Annotated in this window: 15 protein-coding genes; all 15 read right to left on the reverse strand. The window is 27.8% G+C overall.

What is annotated here, in order from left to right:
* Nucleotides 1-481: 481 nt before the first annotated feature.
* Nucleotides 482-1147: a beta-phosphoglucomutase gene (gene pgmB / locus NMG68_RS03475; RefSeq protein ID WP_255034579.1), complete on the reverse strand. Its 666-nt coding sequence runs from the start codon at nt 1145-1147 to the stop codon at nt 482-484.
* Nucleotides 1140-3509 (reverse strand): glycosyl hydrolase family 65 protein, encoded by a 2370-nt coding sequence (locus NMG68_RS03480; RefSeq protein ID WP_255034580.1) that lies wholly within the window; start codon nt 3507-3509, stop codon nt 1140-1142. Before NMG68_RS03480 ends, pgmB begins: the two co-directional genes overlap by 8 nt.
* A 9-nt stretch (nt 3510-3518) precedes the next feature.
* Nucleotides 3519-5156 (reverse strand): alpha-amylase family glycosyl hydrolase, encoded by a 1638-nt coding sequence (locus tag NMG68_RS03485; RefSeq protein ID WP_255034581.1) that lies wholly within the window; start codon nt 5154-5156, stop codon nt 3519-3521.
* Nucleotides 5143-7170 carry an alpha-amylase family glycosyl hydrolase gene (locus tag NMG68_RS03490; RefSeq protein WP_255034582.1) on the reverse strand — a complete coding sequence of 676 codons (2028 nt, stop codon included), beginning with the start codon at nt 7168-7170 and terminating at the stop codon, nt 5143-5145. The genes NMG68_RS03485 and NMG68_RS03490 overlap by 14 nt, the downstream gene beginning before the upstream one ends.
* Before the next feature lie 155 nt (nt 7171-7325).
* Nucleotides 7326-8009, reverse strand: coding sequence for a winged helix-turn-helix domain-containing protein (locus NMG68_RS03495; RefSeq protein WP_255034583.1), 684 nt, complete (start codon nt 8007-8009; stop codon nt 7326-7328).
* 69 nt (nt 8010-8078) lie between these two features.
* The gene (locus tag NMG68_RS03500; protein WP_255034584.1) at nt 8079-9917 is read right to left on the reverse strand and encodes an alpha-amylase family glycosyl hydrolase; all 1839 of its coding nucleotides are present in this window, start codon (nt 9915-9917) and stop codon (nt 8079-8081) included.
* A 609-nt stretch (nt 9918-10526) separates the two neighbouring features.
* Nucleotides 10527-12866 (reverse strand): DEAD/DEAH box helicase family protein, encoded by a 2340-nt coding sequence (locus NMG68_RS03505; protein WP_255034585.1) that lies wholly within the window; start codon nt 12864-12866, stop codon nt 10527-10529.
* Nucleotides 12859-14238, reverse strand: coding sequence for a site-specific DNA-methyltransferase (locus NMG68_RS03510; RefSeq protein ID WP_255034586.1), 1380 nt, complete (start codon nt 14236-14238; stop codon nt 12859-12861). Before NMG68_RS03510 ends, NMG68_RS03505 begins: the two co-directional genes overlap by 8 nt.
* Nucleotides 14177-14548, reverse strand: coding sequence for a type III restriction endonuclease subunit M (locus tag NMG68_RS03515; protein ID WP_255034587.1), 372 nt, complete (start codon nt 14546-14548; stop codon nt 14177-14179). The genes NMG68_RS03510 and NMG68_RS03515 overlap by 62 nt, the downstream gene beginning before the upstream one ends.
* Nucleotides 14549-14716: 168 nt before the next feature.
* On the reverse strand, nt 14717-15871 hold the full coding sequence (locus NMG68_RS03520) for a site-specific DNA-methyltransferase (RefSeq protein ID WP_316242950.1): 1155 nt from the start codon (nt 15869-15871) through the stop codon (nt 14717-14719).
* Nucleotides 15872-15877: 6 nt separating this feature from the next.
* Nucleotides 15878-16075, reverse strand: coding sequence for a hypothetical protein (locus tag NMG68_RS03525; protein WP_255034588.1), 198 nt, complete (start codon nt 16073-16075; stop codon nt 15878-15880).
* Nucleotides 16035-16421: a type III restriction endonuclease subunit M gene (locus NMG68_RS03530; RefSeq protein WP_255034589.1), complete on the reverse strand. Its 387-nt coding sequence runs from the start codon at nt 16419-16421 to the stop codon at nt 16035-16037. Before NMG68_RS03530 ends, NMG68_RS03525 begins: the two co-directional genes overlap by 41 nt.
* Before the next feature lie 225 nt (nt 16422-16646).
* Nucleotides 16647-18023 carry a site-specific DNA-methyltransferase gene (locus NMG68_RS03535; protein WP_255034590.1) on the reverse strand — a complete coding sequence of 459 codons (1377 nt, stop codon included), beginning with the start codon at nt 18021-18023 and terminating at the stop codon, nt 16647-16649.
* Entirely contained in the window at nt 17965-18336 is a 372-nt protein-coding gene (locus NMG68_RS03540) for a type III restriction endonuclease subunit M (protein ID WP_255034591.1), read from the reverse strand. The genes NMG68_RS03535 and NMG68_RS03540 overlap by 59 nt, the downstream gene beginning before the upstream one ends.
* A gap of 167 nt (nt 18337-18503) precedes the next feature.
* Entirely contained in the window at nt 18504-20210 is a 1707-nt protein-coding gene (locus NMG68_RS03545) for a site-specific DNA-methyltransferase (RefSeq protein WP_255034592.1), read from the reverse strand.
* Between the last annotated feature and the right edge of the window lie 350 nt (nt 20211-20560).

Consider the following 20560-nt stretch of genomic DNA (forward strand, 5'->3'; position numbering starts at 1 on the left):
ATCAAACATAATTTCAATAATGTTTTGTTTTTATTTTTCTATATCAAGAAAGTAAACAAAAAAGCAAATAAAATAATTGATAATATTCCATTTTATCGAAAAAATGCTGATTTTTACATAACTTATCAATTTAGAAAAATAACTAAGGATATGATGTAATCGATGATTAAAAACTTCATTTGAAAATGTTTTATATTCATTAAAAAGATTCCAATTTAGCTAACTATATTCTCTGTCATAGTTGTTTCTAAGGATTAATTAGAACTGTTTTGCAATTAATTTTGATAGTTAAATCAATTTTTTGAATATTTTTAAAAAATTCTTTACTTTATTTTTGAAAAATTTGTGACGGTTTTCAACTACCATTTAAGATGGTCTTTAAATTTAGAAAAAATTTAATAAAAATAAATATTTCAATATAAACAAAATCAACGGTAAAAATAATAAAAAATTGTGCTATTAACGCACAATTTTATTTTCATTATTTGAAGTAATTTATGATCGTATGAAACTCTAATTCGTTTGTTTTTTTATAGATTAAATCTGCCTTAGAAAAATCTTCTAAACTGTCATGAGTTATCACTACAGCTTTCATATTAGAAGATTTAATAGCTTCAAGACCTGATATCGCATCTTCAAACCCAATACATTCATCAATTTCAACATTTAACCCTTGAGCCGCTTTTATATAAATATCAGGTGCAGGTTTTCCATTCTTAATTTCACCAGGATTTACTATATAATCGAACAATCCAATTAATTCTAATTTTTCTAGTATTACTGGTGCGTTATAGCTACTAGAAGCAACTGCTAGCTTAATACCGTTTTGTTTTGCTTTATGCAACAATTCACTAATCCCAGGTAAAACAGAATCTTTATTAATCGCTTTTTTTAATAATTCTTTGTACAAATCATTCTTCTGATTACAAAGATCGATTAATTGATCTTCATTTAAAGAATGATTAATCTTCTTTAATTTAAGAATCGCTTTAAGAGTATCTAATCTAGGTAAACCTCTTAGTTTATCATTTTCTTCTTCAGAATAAGATATATTTAGTTTTTTTACAATCTCTTGTCACGCTAGATAATGCAATTTAGCAGTATCTGTTATTACGCCATCTAGATCAAATATAAATGCCTTAATCATGTTTAATTGAAAACTTCTTAGTTTGTTGGTTAACTATTTCTTTATTACCTAAAATAACTAGTTCTTGTTCTTTAGAATTATTAATAGTTTTTATGCTAAATTCTTGTTGGTTAATTTCTACTTCAAAAGACGAACCTTTATATTGGAAACGATAAGTTAATTTTTCTCAATTCTTCGGTAAAATTGGATCTAAATGCAATTCATCGTTATGTCAATCTAATCCGCCAAAACCAAACACAATCATCTGATAAATAGCCGCTAGCGATCCAGCATGAATTCCTGCGTTAGATGTATGCATTGCTGGTCCTAAGTCAACGTTTATTCCATATCTAAACATCTTATAAGCCATATCGATTTTTTTCAGTCTTGCCGCTTCAATTGCATAGGTTGCAGCTGACAAAGAAGAATCATGTGTTGTTATCGCTTCATAATAATCAAAGTTAGCTTTTCTTACTTCTTTAGAATACAGGTGGGGTAAGATATTTAACAACAACACCACATCTGCTTGCTTAACTAATTGACCTGATAATAAAACTCTACCATCAGCCGTACTAAACAACTTCTTACCAGCATCCCCTAACATTTGGAACGGTCTAACATTATTTAGTTTAAGTGATAAGAAACTATCATTCTCACTAATAATTAAATCCTTATTAGGTTTTTGTTGTTTAAGATTATTTGATACATCAATCATCTTATTCTTATCAATCTTATAAGGAATCTTATTATAGATCTCATCTAATAAGGATTGATTGTTAGTTTCTAAATAATTGATATATTTAATAGCTAAATCAATATTGTATTTAGCCATCATATTGATATAAGCATTATTATCAATATTACCCTTATACTCATTAGGTCCCATAACATCTAGAATTCCATAAGAACCATCTTCTTGACGCTCAGCACGGTTGGTATAAAACCAAGCAGTATCAATAATCATCTCATAACCCATTTGGTTCATAAACTCTTGATCATTACTAAACACATAGTATTGATGTACTGCGTAAGCAACATCAGCCGACACGTGGATTTCTTGTCTTCTAGAAGCAATTGGTACTTGTTCACCAGTAACAACATCAGCTTGCCCTCAATAAGGACATACTTCCCCATCAGTTGGTCACGCCATTTCCCATGGAAATTGCGCTCCTTCTAGATTAGATTCTTGAATTCTTTCTTTTTGTTCTCTAGCTTTATTTCTAGCACCTTCTATACCTTTATAACGATAAGTTAAAAGGTTTCTTACCACATCTATATCGTTATATAAATAATTCGGATTAATAAAGAATTCAGTATCTCAGTAAGTATGTCCTTGATAACCTTCCCCACTTAATCCTTTAGCGCCAATATTTTTATTAGTGCTATTGTTTGGTACAAAATTATTTAAATGAAAGATCCCAAAATTAAGCGCTAACATATCATAGTTAGCCAACTCATCCCCTTGAATGTCTACATAAAAGCGATTCCACACTTTGTGTTGCATCGCTTTTATCGATCTATCTTTTAATTCATCATATGTTGAATTAACAAGTTGATTAAACTTCTTATCAGCATCATTATATACTTGTTGATCATCTAATAGATCATTAATACCATCAACACTAGTATGAACTGACATTAGTTTTTCTATAACTAATGTATCACCTTCTTTAAGATCATTATTAATCTTAAAGAAGATCTGTCTTCTTTGCATATCAACAACATAGTCATCATTGCCTCCAGGGATTTGCTTGTTGTTGATATAAAGTTTGGTAACCATATTATGAACAACAAGACGTTGGGATAACAACGTCTTTTGTTCCATTCTTAATGAAGTTTCATTAAGTCTTCTTTTAAGACCTTCGGCAAAGTGTTGTGTTCCGCTGTTAGTTACTTGAGCATTGATACCTGCTTTGATCTTAATGTTTATTGGATTATTTGCTTTTAGCACTTTTAGTTCTAATCTTTGACAATAAACATTAAGATCATCTTGGGAAACAAATCTTTCGTATTTAAAATTAAGTTTAATATCTTTGCGAGAAGATGTTACTTCTCGTGATAACAACCCCTCTTTAATATGAAGGGTTTTTAAATACTTGTCATCTTCATTAACTTCGTATAACTCACCATTAATATATATTGGCATCGTTAAACAATCAGCAAGGTTAGCTAGTTCTGGCACTTCGTTTTCATGATCTTTGTTAAAGATCCCATTAACAAAGAAGTCTTCTTTGTTATATGATGTGTATTCTTCATCAGCACTTCTGATGCCTAAATAACCGTTTCCCAAACTGAAAATACTTTCAGTTTTAGCTACTACTTGCTTGTTAAATTTAACTTGGGAAACGGTATTATTTTTCGTATCGTATTTTAAGTATTCCATAATCTTAGTCTATTGTTTAATTAATACTGATTCAAACGGTCTTAAGAATGTTGTTGGCTTCTTATTATCAACATACGTTGATAATAACTGTTGCCCTTCTATCTTAGGTATTGTTATCTCTTTATTCGTAAAGTTAATAAGCGCTACTATAGTTTCATTATTATATTGTCTAGTAACAGTTATTAGATTATTATCATCAATCTCGATTGATGATTTTCCATTAACAAGAAGATCGTACAGATCTTCTTTTCTTAATCTAATAAGTTCTTTATAGAAGTGATAGATACTATGTTTATCATGTAAAGCTTTATTAACATTAATGGTTTCTTTGTTACGACCTAGGTTAATTCAGGGTTTGAACCCTGAATTAAACCCTGCATTGATCGAATCGTCTCATTGCATTAATGATCTACCAGCATCACGGGAGTTGATGTTGCAATATAGAATCATTTCGGATTCACTATAGGTTTTATTAAGATCTACTAGCTGCTTAAACCCATTGTGAATATCGACATCAACAAATTCATTACGAGCATTAAAGTGGGTGTTAAGCAATCCGATTTCTTCACCATAATAAATGCAAGGCACCCCTTTAATGCTCATTAATAATAATGCTTGGGTTTTAGCAGCTACTTCTCTAAATAATCCTTCATCTCCCCATCGCGAAATGCTTCTTGAAGTGTCGTGGTTAGATAAAAAATTCGTAAACATCCCTGGACGAATTTTTTCATTTTCTTGAAATGGTTTTTGTTGCTTAACAAATTCTTTTAGATCCCAATTAGGATCAAAACCATTTCTACCTGTTTTTTTAGATCAACCAATTCATCATCAACTAAAGTTGAAATAATTACTAGCTACTTGATCATCACCATCACCATATTTAAGTAATTCATCAGCTGTTATTCCACTAGCCTCACCTAAAGTATAAGCATCAGGTTTGTCCTTAAAAGCTAATTCTTCGAATGCTTTTAAGGCTTGAATTGATCCATCACATCAAGCAAAGTATTCATTATGATCAACTTCGTTAAAGTTTTTTATTACGTGCTTGATAGCATCTAGTCTAAAACCTTTAACGCCAATTGCATACCAGAAGTCGATGACTTCTGCCATTGCTTTAATGGTTGCTGGGTGTTGTCAATTTAAATCAACTTGTTCTTTGGCAAATAAATGAAAATAATAAGCATCAACACTACTAACATATTCCCAAGCAGAACCACCAAAGATGCTATTAGCTTTCTTTTCTTGCTCGGTTAGTTTATCTTTCCAGATAAAGTAATTGTATTCAACATTATCACGTGACTCACAGGCTTTCTTAAACCAATGATGTTCATTTGATACATGGTTTAAGACGATATCCATTATGATATCAATACCTAAGGTATTAGCCTTTTGAGTCATCTCTTTAAACTCATCCAATGTCCCAAATTGTTTTCATACACTCTTATAATCCAAAACATCATACCCAGCATCAACAAACTTAGTCTCATACGTAGGACATAATCAGATCGCATTGATTCCAAGATCTTTTAGATAACTAAGTTTCTTAGTTATTCCAACAATGTCGCCATCGCCGTCATTGTTGCTATCATAAAAAGATCTTGGAAATATTTGATAAATAATCTTATCTTCTAATTTAATTGTTTTCATTATATTCACCTAAAACAAATGTTGAATGAGCATTAATAACACCTTTAGTAATCTTAGTTCTTGAACTTAAGATTACGTCTTCTGGGTTGAATTTGTATTCATAATTTTGTTCGCCAAAATTATGAATTACCACAATATTTTTATCTTGATCAAAAACCTTAAAGATAATAATCCCTTGGTCTGGATCAATTAGATCAAACTTAAGGTTTTGGATCACTTCTTGGTTAGTTGCATACCTAAAGTATTTAGTGTTGTTTCTAAATTTATTTAGTTGCTTAGTAAATAAATAAACATCACTAAATACTTTAGGATCATTTAAATGATCTCATTTGATTCCATTAACATAATCACTGGTTTTGTAAGAATTAGAATGATAACTATTCTTATCAGGTTGTTCGTTAAAGTAATCATCATAATAAGATACTTGAGCGCGATCATCATCCATTCCACTAATATCATTAGGTTTGGATTGTAATAACTCACTTCCGCCAAGGATTAGTTGTCTAGATACTGTTAGGATTGACAACATTAATCCTTGGCGGTATCTTTGGATTCTTTCATCAAACGATAATCCTTTACTTGAAACATTTATCTTATCTCATAATGTCATCCCATCATGACAATGACTATAAGCAAGATTAATCCCTATATCGTTAGCATACTGATCATAATCAGTATGACTAGAATTGTATTGTGAATCAAAGATATAATCTTTGATTCCTCCTACTATTGATGCAAGGTATTTATCAAATAAGGTTTTATTATTCTTAATAATTAAACCTGGATCATTACTGTGATCACTTCCTTTGATAGCATCACGGATACTATCATTAAAATAAGCAAATTTTATATTGTTGGTAGTTATTCCTTTAATGTAACTATCCTTGTAATCTAGATCACTAAACTGTCAGGCTTCACCGTGTAATACTATATTAGGTTTGATCTTTCTTAATTCTTCACGAATTTCATCAAGGGTTTGCTTGGTAAGAAAACAAGAAAGATCAAACCTAAACCCATCTACATTAAATTCCTTAACAAAATATACTAACGAATCAATTATTAATTTTCTTACCATTAATCGGTTATCTGCTAATGGCGGATAACTGACTGGAAATGTCTTAGCATCGTTTCTATAATAATATCCATCTAAGATATTATTAAAAATACTATTAGTCATCATATGGTTATATACAACATCTAATATGATGCCAATGTTATGTTTATGAGCTTGATCAACGAATTCTTTAAATTCGTTGATTCTTTGATAAGGATCGTCTAGATTATCAATATAGATACCATTAATACTAAAGTAATTATGTGGGTCATAGCCCCAGTTATAATTAGTAGACCATTTAGTAGCTTGTCCTTTTAGGTAGATCTTGGTATCATAATCATTTACTGTATATGTTGCATGGATTGGAAGTAGTTGTAAATGTGTGATACCAAGATCTTCAAGGTATGGAAATATACCTTTATTTATAGCTGTCTTAAAAGTACCTAGCCGTGATTTGAATTGACTTTGATCTAACAAACTACTAAAATCCCTAATATGTAGTTCATAGATCAAAGGATCTGTTGAGTTATTTAATGAACTAATTAAATCACGAGGTTTGTTTCCTGCTTTTGGTGAATGAATATCAACAAAAGCAGCTTTAGCTACCTTATCTTCTTTTTGTTCTCAATTAAATTTACCTATACTATAAGCATAAGGGTCTAGACAATACTTAATTGTATTGTCTTGGTGGGTAATTCTGAACTGATAAAATTTTTGACCATAACTCTGATCGATTTCTATTGATCAGACATGATCTTTTTTAGACATTAAAAAAGTCTTGCAAGGATCCTTATCCTCATTATGATCAAAAATTATTAATTCTACTTTGTTAGCTAGTGGCTGTCATAAACTAACATTAATCTTATTATCTTCATAAATTAAACCTAATTGTACTTGAGTGTTGGCGTAACGATTATCAAACTCTTGATAATCGTTGATATTACTAGTTTGACGATCCATAATAAGTTAATTATAAAAAGTTAGAACTAGCAAAAAATACAATTCTTGACGCGTCAAATTAGCTAACAAAGTTGATGTATCAACTATGTATAAAAACGAAATAAGTACTAATAAAATACTTATTTCGTTTTAGTGTATAGGTTATTATTTTCTTATTAAAATAATGAAAATTCTTGATGATTAAACTTAAAGTGTTTGGGATCTATATAGTATTTACCAGCAACACAGATTGAATCATTATCATAACCAAAGAATTTTACGGCTAATGCTGGTTTGCAACCGAATTTAGTTACATCATCAAATTCTAATTCATAAACTACATTAGTTAAAGCTCTGCGTTCATTTAAGATATCAATCATTGGAACGCTTGGATTAATAGTTTCATGCTCACTAACATTTTTAAGTGAAACAAAGATTTCACTTTCGCCCATTAGTTTATCATTAATATAGTAACGTTTGTTGAATTGTCTAAATCCATCGATGAAAATAATATGTTTTTTCATCGCCCACTCAGGTAGTTTTAATTCAGTATCTGGTTTGTTAACTAAAACCTCTTCACCTTCAACCTTTTCAACATTTCATAATAATCTTAATGGCTTGATTAAATTATGAAAGTTCTCAGCAACAAATCTACCCCTTTTACGAATTGAATATACTGCTCCTAACGCACTTAATTTTTGGTAAGCAGCTACAACAATATTTCTAGAACAATTAAATTTGTTCATTAGTTGATGCTCACTAGGCAAAATCTTGTTAACAGGAACTTTACCTGAATCAATTAGATCAAATAGATATTCAACTATTTGTTGGGTTTTCTTGTCGGATTTAGTTATCTGCATATCTTTATAATTTTATAAAAGATATAAGTAGTTTAACAATTATTTTAAATAATAGCAAAGCTTAGTATTTTATTTTTTCAACAACTCAAATACAACAAAACCATTTTGTTGTATTTCTATATTTCAACTATTATTCTTAGCTTTGTATAAGAATAATGGCTTAAAATAAAAGTCTCTTGATATTTTTAATAACTCTAAATTCTTATATCGATAATTACAGTAAGCAAACATATATAGTTTGTTAGGATTCTGATAATCCTTACGAACTATAATGCTTGAATAATCTTTAGAATCAACTACTAGTTCTGGATCGATTATTGTCTTAGGATCAGTTTTGCTTATTAGTGGGTTAAGTTTTCTTAACCCGCACATAAATTGAATTAGTTTATATATTGAATTATCTTTGTTAATTAATTCTTCAGCGCAATCTAATGAATTAGATTGGGTTAATAACACATGGTTTTTGTTGCTATTAGTTTTATCATCAACAAAGAAACAGTTTTGTTTAGAATCTTTTCATTTAATAGGTTCTCGTAATCCTGGATCTCCATAATTACGACAACCATAATAGCCTAATTCATCCCCTGCATAGATAATAGGGAATGATGGTGTAGCTAGCATATTGAAAATAGCAAGTTTTAATGCATCTAATTGATCTTGGGTTAAGGGTTCATGGATTCTTTCATCATGATAATTTAATACTTCTTCACGATAAACATCTAACCATCTTCTGGTGTCATGGTTATTTAGCAATGGAATTCAGTTAGCATTCTTTTTATGATAATGATTAACTAGATTTAATAGTTCATCATAAGTAGTTCTTATATCAGGAGTATTGGTTCAGTGCTTGTATCCATCATAGATCGTGTTTAATGACTCCTTATTACAATACTTAAGCGCTTTTAATGGATCAGTAAAGATCCATTCACCAAACATAAAAGTTTTGTTATCTTTTGTAATATCTTTGCTTGCTTTTCTAAGCAAACTAAAAATTTTTATTTCATCAAAATTATTTTTAGTTTCAATCTCACTTGAAAAGTATTCACCTATCGCATCATACCTAAAACCATCTACACCTATTGCGGTTCAAAACTTTTGAATCTCAATTAGTTCATTTATTACATTAGAATTATCTAAATTTAAATCTGGCATTCCTTGCCAGAATCTGGCTAAATAATGTTCTCCAGTTGGTACTTTGTTACCAACTGGATATTTATCTCTTATAAATAGATCATCTTGTTTAATATCATCATCTATCTTAGTATCAACAAAACGATAAAAACTACGATAATATTGATCGCCAGCTAATGCTTTTTGAAACCATGGATGTTCATATGAAGTATGGTTAAATACCATGTCTAAATATACTTTTATACCTCTTTGATGGGCTTGATCTAAGAACTCTATAAAAGCATTCATTCCTCCAAGTTGTTCAGCTACATCACAATAGTTGATTACATCATATCCATGATAGCTACTAGAAGAATGAATGGGGCTTAATCATATTTGATCAACACCTAGTTGATCAATATAATCTAGTTTATTCTTAAGCCCTATAAAATCACCTATTCCATCGTTATTACCATCACAGAAGTTATATACTAGCACTTGGTATATTACCCCTGTGTTTTTAAAATTAGTTAACTTATTAGCTTTTCTATACTTCTTATCTTGCCCCTGAGTTGGATTATCTATTTGGTTGTATAGATAACAATATTTTTTATGTTGGTAATTAGCTATTTGTTTGTTATTGTCATCTACTAGATAATGTTGATGACAATAACCTAAATGTTCATGATCTTTTTTATATTTAGGATCATTTCAATTACCCATTGTTCTTCTTTGGTTAGATAAATATTCTTGATATTTATCTTCATGGTATTGTTTAAGGTTATCTGGAGCTTTCATAATAATTGGTTGTTAAACCTTATTATAAATAGATAGATAAACCAGTAAGCTAAATTCTTAGCTCATCAAGAGGTATTTGTTTTTATCTTGCTTATATCTATTGTTGATAACTAATGTATTATGATTCTAAATATGCTTTAACGTTTTATTGCAAGGATTTAAAATGATTTGGATATCTTAAAGGTTAATATTACCTATATTGCTAAATATATCGATTATTGTTATTCTTATTTTAATTTCTTCATTTTCAACTGTTGGCATAAGGAAGGTATTAAAATCAATTGTTAAATTATTTTCTTACACAAAATCCTTATATGCTAATTCATAGATGTATTGTTTAGTAAGATCCTTAACTAGGATGTTTATTAATGCTGATAGAAAAAACTTAAACTATAAAACAAAACACTAGATTGTAATAATTTTAAGGTCAAAATTAGAAATTAAAAATGTATTAAGTATTTTTAGTAAGGCAAAAATATAAATTGGATAAGAAACTTAATTCAATAACAATTAAAATTAGTTAGTCAATAAAAAGTAACTCCTAGTTGATTTATCAAAGTTTTAAAATTAAGAAAACATTAATAAAATATTAAACTTGTTTCAATTTATCTAAAATTTCTTTATTTCATCATATAAAGCTTTTAGGCGTTTGAATCCTACATTCTCATCATTCAATTTTTCATTAACGGATTCAATGGTACTAAACCCTTCCATTGATCCATTTCCAGAACTGTCTTTACTAGGTCTATAAATTACCATAGTTAATGTTTTGTTATCTTTTTTAGCAATTAAATTATCTTTAAAGGTTTCAACATATTTTTGATAATAATTCAATAACATTTCAGGTTTAGATAATTCACCTGTATCTTTATCATCTTTTATTTCCATAAATAAGAAATGACGATCTTTTATTACAAAAAAGAAGTCAGGAAAACTATCTTTAATTTCTGCAGGTTTGTCTTTCTTAGAACAATCTATAAATTGAAAATTTAATCCTTTGAAAACAGGGTTTACCGATCAAATGTAATCTAAATTTTGATTACTAGTTAAACCTTTAAGAATCTTAATGAATTCTTTCTCATTAGATGAATCTAAATAAAGATTATTTTGTTTGTCCTGATTTTGTTCATAAACAAACAATTCTTTAATTTCATCTATTACAGCAGTTTTAGGCTTATCGGTATTTACAAACATTTCATTAGGAATGCTTTCATAAGATAAAATCACTTTTTTATCGAATTCTTGTATTTTGTTGCAAGAAGCATAATGTGATTTTATATCTGATAAATAATCTTTTATGACAATGTATTTGTATAAACCTTCATCTATTTCATCAGTTGTTTTTTGAATTTCATCATATGATAGATCTATATAGTTCTTCTGATCCAAAATAAAGTATGCTTTATTTTGTTCTACAGCTTCGTTTATAAATAATTTTAAATCTAGTTTATCATAGATTTTACTTATTATTCTAGTGCTGGTCTTATCCTTATTGTCTATCGCGTATTGTTTTTCTTCTCTTATTAAGTAATTATGATTTTTATAGTAATTTATCAACTCATTTTGTCTTGATAAAAAGTTATCTTTATTAGATAAGATTTTAGTAATTTTATCTATATATTCCGCTTTATTAAATGTTTTTTCTAGATTTGAAGTATCAATTTTACCAACAGGAAATAGTTTTTGTTTGTAAGGTTTTTTAAGAGTTCATCTTTGTTGGTTAACAATTCCATGATTCTTAAAATTTGAATAAATTCAATATTTAAAAGCTATATTATCTTTTTCAAATTTATATCTAGGATTTGGATTTCTTTTTATTCTACCTATAGTTTGGATATTTAAAGAATCTGAAAATATCTCTCTAAGTTGAACTAGCATAGTGGCTCTAGGAATGTCTCAACCTGTAGCTGGTCCAATTTTAATAAAGATAACATCTACACCAGAATTATTCTTAGAAAGGTTTTTTAAAGTTACAACTTCTCTTATATTTGAATCGTTTGTTGATTTATCTTCTGAAAAATATTTAACTCAACTAAAACCGAATTCTTCAACAACACTGATATATTTTTGCAGCAATTTTTGTATAGTTGATTCTTCTTCTTTAGAGCTCTTATTTTTGATTTGAATCAACATGGCAGGATTAGTCCCTAGTAACCCTGGATTGTCATTAGATCCGTATTGAGATTTAATTTCTTTAAATTTTTCACAAGCAATTCTTAGAATTCTTTCATCATCAATTTCATCATCTTCAGGAATTCCTTCATTAAAATGTTGATCTCATTTTAAAAGTTTTGTTTCATCGGCAAACAATTCTTCTTCAGTTATTTCTACAACTTCACTTTCTTTTTTTGGAGTTGCAGTCATAAAAATGCTAAATGATGCAATTTTAGCTATTTTTGATTCAAAGTCTTCTACATCTTTAGAATTCTTTTTCTCAACACCAATATGCGCTTCATCTCTTATGTAAATTAAGTCTAAGTTATCATTATTCTTAATGTCATCGAATAATGAATCAATTATTCCTCTTTCAGTAAATAATTTTCCATCCCCAAAACTTGATTTACCAAAAATCATCACTCTTTTATGTTTAGGGAGTAATATGAAATCTTTTTCAGTTTTAGTTTTAGATGAACTTGGTGAATCTTGAAAATCTATTTCTAAATCAGTATTACTTAAATAGATTTTGTAATCATTTAATTTAGTTTCTAATTGCTTAGGTAAATCAGCACTAGATGGAGTAGCAATAATAAAGAATAATTCTCTTTTATTCTTAATTTCATTTTTATTGATTATTCTATCAATCACATTAGCAATCATGAAAGTTTTTCCGCTTCCGGTTGGAGCTTTAAAATAAACTTTCTTTATTTTATCTTCTTTATTAACTCAATAATCAACTAATTGATTAACAGCTTTTTCTTGAACTTTACTTAATATAAATTGTTTATTCATGTTGTTCCTTATCTATAGTTTTAAGAGCTCTAAGTTTTATTAATTCGATTTCTTCCGGTTTTTCTAATCCAAAATCCTTAAGCATTTTTACGATATTAGATTCAAATTCTTTAATATTATTCTTACTTGAAATGCTTAAATTCATTTGTTGAACATCGTAAAAATTAAACCCAATGTTATAAGGTTCATTTTTATCTAATCATTTAAATGTTTCACTGTTAGTACCCTTACCTTGAGTTATTCTGTAGAGTCTTTCATAGGTAATTCCATAACCAATATTATTTTCATTATTAGTTACTAATGTAAAAGTTCTGTTTCCCCCATCTTCGCAATTTAATTGCATAACTGCATGAGCGGTTGTTCCGCTACCACTAAAAAAATCAAGAATTCTAGCATTTTGATTCGAATGTAGTTTCAATAAAAATATTAATAAATCTAAAGGTTTTGCTGTAAATTCCGAGTTTTGAGGAAGTTTTACAATATTTCCCAAAAGATCATTACCCGATTTATTATTTAATTTCGGTCCCATAATCAAAGATCTAGCTATAAAATCAAGTTGTCTTTTCTTAGAAAAGATATAATATTCATTATTTTTTACAACAACTTCTAAGTCATCAATATCTTTTTCAACTTTTGCTTTAGATCATCTTCATACTTTAGATAAACCATCATCATTTGTTTTTGGTCATAAGGTGTGGATAGTTTTGTCTGTTTTAACCAGCGTAAGATAATATTTTTTATCAAAGTTTATATATATTGGGTAATGTAATTTTGGTCTAGTTTTATTATTAAATTTCCAATTAGAATTTTCCAATGAATTTAGTAATAAATATTCTCCATTTTCATCTTCTTTAGGATTATTTTTTCTTTTATTATAAACATTCGGCATTAACGAATTAATGTATTCAGAGTTTAAACTATTAAAAGTAAAGAATGGCATTTTATAAACCAAAATATATTCATGAGTTTTAGCAAAATCTACATTAGCTTGTCTACCTTTACTATTAGAAATAAATGGCATTGATACTACAAAATTCTCTTCACCAAACACTTCATCCATCAACACTTTTAAGTATGCTTGTTCTTTATCATCAATTGATACGAAAATAACACCATCTTCTTTCAAAAGTTTTCTAGCTAAAACTAGTCGTTCTTGCATCATATTTAGTCAACCGTTGCGACTAAACTTATCTCTATAAATGAACTTTTTATTTTGTTTATTTTCTTTATCATCAGCTACACCGTTACCCTCTTTAGCAGCGTGTTCTGTATTATAAGGAGGATCAATATAGATTACATCATATAAGTAATTATTGCTCTCTCTCTCTCTCTCTCTGATTTTCGATGAAAATCAGAGATTTCAACGCATCATAATTTTCACCAATTATTAAAGTATTTTTATCAGACATTTTACCTTTAACTGACTTATCTTCGTTTTTGGATAAGTATGTATAAGTAGTGTTATTAGCATTTGGCGCTATATCAAAAACAAAACCTGTTTTTACTCTCTTTATTAATAATTGATAAGCATTAACAAACTTTTCTTCATCACAATTTTCTTGATTTATTAAAGCTTTTAAAATATCTTTAATTAATTGTTTTTGATCGTTATTCAATGAACTTGTTGATATCTCATCTAATTTTGAATAATACTCATTCAATATTTGTTCTTTATTAATCATTTGATCCTTACCTATGTGTATTGCTTTATATTATTTTATATGTAAATTTTTCACAAAAAGAAGAAATTTTGATGCCTAATCTTTAATGTTATCGATAACAAAAGCTTTAATATGTACTTTGAAATTTATAAAGCAATTTTTTTAATAAGTTGAATGTTTAAATTTATTCTAGTTATTAGATAAAGATTTAAGCGCTCTAAGTTTTATTAATTCGATTTCTTCTGGTTTTTCTAACCCAAAATCATTAAGCATATTTACAACATTCATCTCGAACTCTTTGATATCTTTATTGCCTGAGATACTAAGATCCATCTGTTTTACGTCGTAAATATTAAACCCGATATTATATGGATCGTTTTTCTTTAATCAATCAAATGATTCTCCATTAGTTCCTTTACCTTGTGATACTCTATAAAGTCTTTCATAAGTTATTCCATAACCAATATTGTTTTCATTGTTAGTAACTAATGTAAATGATCTATTCCCACCATCTTCTAGATTTAAGTCCATAACAGCATGCGCTGTTGTTCCACTACCAGCAAAAAAGTCTAATACTCTAGAATCTTTGTTTTTAACAATATTTAATAAATGTTTGATTAATTCGTATGGTTTAGAAAAGCTAAAACTTAAATTCATTGATCTTAATGTGCCTGCAGATGAATCTGTAGTTTTATCATCGTAATAATCTGTGTAAGCAACTCCATTTTGGGCTTCTTTTATAACCAAATTCTTAGTATCGAATTTAACTTTTTCGTATATTTTTCTATAAACTGATCATTTTCCGTTTTTTTCTTTTACATATTCTATAAAACCTAATTTTTGCCCTACATCGAAAACTTTTTTACTTCATGTGTAACACATTTTTTCGTCATCAGATTTATTTTCATTTCTTCAAATAGTTACAACACTTCCATCAGGAGCATCTACTGGATAATCTAAAGTTTTTTGATATTTAAAAGATGATCCAGAATTAGTACGTCATAAGGGACTAAGTTTATAATGTCCTCTTTCCTCGAATCATTCATCTTTCAATATATAATCTTTTTCTTTAGACTCTTCATCAGAATAAACATGATAATTAAAATTAATATTAGCTTTGTTTTTTGCAAAACAATGAATGTATTCATGTTGAATATCTATTAGATATTTATTTATATTTGTATTCCCTGAAGGTTTTTTGGTTTTTTTTCATTTTATTGACGCTATAAAATTCTCTTCACCAAAAATTTCATCCATTAAAACTTTTAAATAGGCTTGTTCTTTGTCATCTATAGATACAAAAATAACGCCATCTTCTTTTAAAAGTTTGCAAGCTAAAACTAATCGCTCTTACATCATGTTAAGTCAACCATTACGACTAAACTTATCTCTATAAATGAACTTATTATTTTTCTTGTTTTCTTTGTCATCAGCTACTCCGTTACCGTCGCTAGCTGCTGATTCTGTATTATAAGGGGGATCAATATAGATTACATCATATAAGTAATTATTGCTCTCTCTCTCTCTCTCTCTCTCTCTGATTTTCAATAAAAATCAAAGATTTCAGTGCATCGTAATTTTCACCAATTATTAAAGTATTCTTTTCAGACATTTTACCTTCAACTGACTTATCTTTATTTTTAGATAAGTATGTGTAAGTAGTGTTATTAGCATTTGGTGCTATGTCAAAAACAAAGCCTGTTTTAACTCTTTTTATTAATAATTGATAAGCATTAACAAACTTTTCTTCATCACAATTTTCTTGATCAATCAAAGCTTTTAGAATATCTTTAATTAATTCTTTTTGGTCATTATTTAATGAGGTTTCTGATATCTCATCTAACTTTGAGTAATATTCATTTAACATTACTTCTTTATTAATCATTTTGGGCATAATTTGTAGAACTTCTTATATTATCTTATATGTTAAATTTTCGTAAAAAGAAGAATTTTCATATTAATATTTATTCTAAATATAACAAAAAATACAATATAAACTTTTCTTTCTAAGAGGCATTTTGTTGGTTACTTAAATAAAACTTTAAACTGATTTAAAAGATAAGAATAATGCATCTGTTAAATTACAAATAAACTGCAAATATAGCGTTTTTTTAGCATTCTATTTACTTGAAATAGTTTTTAGTGCCCTTAGTTTTATTAGTTCAATTTCTTCCGGTTTTTCTATCTCAAAATCCATTAGCATTTTGACAACATTAGATTCGAATTCCTTAATATTATTCTTGTTTGAAATACTTAAATCCATTTGTTTTACATCGTAAAGACTGAATCCTATGTTGTAAGGTTTATTTTCACTTAATCATTTAAATGTATTTCCGTTAGTACCTTTACCTTGAGATATTCTATATATTCTTTCGTAGGTAATTTCATAGCCTATATCATTTTCATTATTGGTTACTAATGTGAAAGTTCTGTTTCCATCATCTTCACGATTTAATTGCATAACTGCATGCGCAGTTGTTCCGCTCCCTGCAAAAAAATCTAAAACTCTTGCATTTTTATTTGGATGTCTGTCAACTATTCATTTAATTAAATCCATAGGCTTAGCAAATTCAAATTCGTTATGATCTAGTACATCAGTTAATATTCCGATTCCTGTTTTTCTTGAATCAAAAACCTGTATTGTAAAGGGGTTCGTCTTATCTTTGATTCTGTTTTTTATAAAAGGAAAAACTTTTCCTTCCGAATCCTTTTTAAAAACTATTTCAGTTTTGTATTTTGATAAGAAAGTTTCTTCAGATCAGTTTCACACCGTTTTATTGTTTTTTCTTAGACCTGGTCTAATCGGAATATAACCTTTATTAATTAAATCTTGGTTGTATGATTCGGAATATTCTAAAGTATTGAAATCATACTCGTATAAGACTTTTGCATCTTGAGTTTTTTCGTTTCAATATATGGTGTAACCTCTTTTTTTGTTATCTTCTAAATAAGAATTAATTGAATTCAACTTATTAGTTATTGTGTATTTGCTAAATTCGTCTTCTAATTTATATTTATCAATATTGCCGTATTTTTCTAGATTTAATTCAAAGTTTTTTATAGATTTAGAATAACAGTGAATAAATTCATGTGTTCTTTTAAAACCCGTTCCTAATGTTCTTCCTTGAGAGGTTTTATTAAATATAATAGTAGCAACGAAATTTTCTTCACCGAAAATATCATCCATTAAAACTTTTAAATAAGCCTGTTCGTTATCATCTATAGACACAAATATAACACCATCTTCTTTCAAAAGTTTTCTAGCTAAAACTAGTCGTTCTTGCATCATATTTAGTCAACCGTTGCGACTAAACTTATCTCTATAAATGAACTTTTTGTTTTCTTTATTTTCTTTATCATCAGCTATACCATTACCATCTTTAGCAGCGTGTTCTGTATTATAGGGAGGATCAATATAAATTACATCATATAAGTAATTATTGCTCTCTCTCTCTCTCTCTCTGATTTTCGATGAAAATCAGAGATTTCAGCGCATCATAATTTTCGCCAATTATTAAAGTATTTTTATCAGACATTTTACCTTTAACTGACTTATCTTCGTTTTTAGATAAGTAAGTATAAGTGGTGTTATTAGCATTTGGTGCTATATCAAAAACAAAACCTGTTTTTACTCTCTTTATTAATAATTGATAAGCGTTAACAAACTTTTCTTCATCACAATTTTCTTGATTTATTAAAGCTTTTAAAATATCTTTAATTAATTGTTTTTGATCATCATTTAATGAGTGTTTAGATATTTCATCTAATTTTGAATAATACTCATTCAATATTTGTTCTTTATTAATCATTTGATCCTTACCTATGTGTATTGCTTTATATTATTTTATATGTAAATTTTTCACAAAAAGAAGAAATTTTGATGCCTAATCTTTAATGTTATCGATAACAAAAGCTTTAATATGTACTTTGAAATCTATAAAGCAATTTTTTAATAAGTTGAATGTTTAAATTTATTCTAGTTATTAGATAAAGATTTAAGCGCTCTAAGTTTTATTAATTCGATTTCTTCTGGTTTTTCTAACCCGAAATTCTTAAGCATTTTAACAACATTAGATTCGAATTCCTTAATATTATTCTTACTTGAAATACTTAAATCTATTTGTTGAACATCATAAAGATCAAAACCGATATCATATGGTTTATTTTCATCTAACCATTTAAATGTTTCATTGTTAGTACCCTTACCTTGAGTTATTCTGTAAAGTCTTTCATAGGTAATTCCATAACCAATATTATTTTCATTATTAGTTACTAATGTGAAGGTTCTGTTTCCACCATCTTCGCAATTTAATTGCATAACTGCATGAGCAGTTGTTCCACTGCCAGCAAAGAAATCTAAAACTCTTGCATTTTTATTTGCGCATATATTTAATAAATATTTGATTAAATCTACTGGTTTAGGAAACGCAAATATGTTTTTGTCAGAAAAGATTTCAATCATTTCGCTCCCACCTTTTTGTGAAAATATTTTTTCATCAATATAGTTTTCATAATCTTGACCAGCTACTTCATAGATTATTTTTTCATCTTTAGGAGAAAATTTTACATATTGATATTGTTTTCTATATGCTTGTCAGTATCCAGAATTATTTTTCTTTATTTCGATAAAACCTAATTCATTACCTTTATCAAAGGTATCCTTACTTCATGTATAACAACCGCTTTTAGGTTTAATAAGGTTTACATGTAAATAGAAATCCGAACCATCAGGAGCTTTTATTGGGTAATCTAGGCTTTCTTGGTATTTAAAACTTCCTGAAGATGATGGTCTGAATAAGTCAGTTAATTTATATGCACCTCTTTCTTCAAAATATTTGTCCTTATTCGTATATCCTAATTTTTTCAATTTTTCTTGATCATGCTTCTTATAATTGAAATTAGATATAGTTAAATTTTTCGAATAAACAAGGATGTATTCACAGTTACTAACTATTTTATGGATAGTTGATGTGTTACTTCCAGGACCTACTTTTTTGATTCAAGTTATGTTCGCAACAAAATTCTCTTCACCAAAAACATCATCCATCAACACTTTTAAGTATGCTTGTTCATTATCGTCAATTGATACAAAAATAACACCATCTTCTTTAAGAAGTTTACGTGCTAGAACTAATCGCTCTTGCATCATATTTAATCAACCATTGCGACTAAACTTATCTCTATAAATGAACTTTTTGTTTTCTTTATTTTCTTTATCATCAGCTACACCGTTACCCTCTTTAGCAGCGTGCTCTGTATTATAAGGAGGATCAATATAAATTACATCATATAAGTAATTATTGCTCTCTCTCTCTCTCTCTCTCTCTCTCTCTCTCTGATTTTCGATGAAAATCAGAGATTTCAGCGCATCATAATTTTCGCCAATTATTAAAGTATTTTTATCAGACATTTTACCTTTAACTGACTTATCTTCGTTTTTAGATAAGTAAGTATAAGTGGTGTTATTAGCATTTGGTGCTATATCAAAAACAAAACCTGTTTTTACTCTCTTTATTAATAATTGATAAGCGTTAACAAACTTTTCTTCATCACAATTTTCTTGATTTATTAAAGCTTTTAAAATATCTTTAATTAATTGTTTTTGATCATCATTTAATGAGTGTTTAGATATTTCATCTAATTTTGAATAATACTCATTCAATATTTGTTCTTTATTAATCATTTGATCCTTACCTATGTATATTGCTTTATATTATTTTATATGTAAATATTTGGCAAAAAGAAGAAATTTATCAATTATTTTTTATTTAAAAATATCAAATTACAATGAACCAAAAATTAAATCTTTTGGAAGGTAAACAGTATTATTAAAAATCAAATATTATGATTTATTAATCTTTACATAAACAACAACAAGAAGAAGAATAAACTAAGATTGGTCGGAACAAGTTATAAACATACAAGACATAAACAGAAAAATTAAACACGACGGTTTATTTATTTTTTATTTAATTACGAAATTAATTTAACTAAACACAAAATAAAAACAACACTTAAATTGTTGTTTTTATT

This window comes from Mycoplasma bradburyae (assembly GCF_024338845.1).
Classification (GTDB): domain Bacteria; phylum Bacillota_I; class Bacilli_A; order Mycoplasmatales; family Mycoplasmoidaceae; genus Mycoplasmoides; species Mycoplasmoides bradburyae.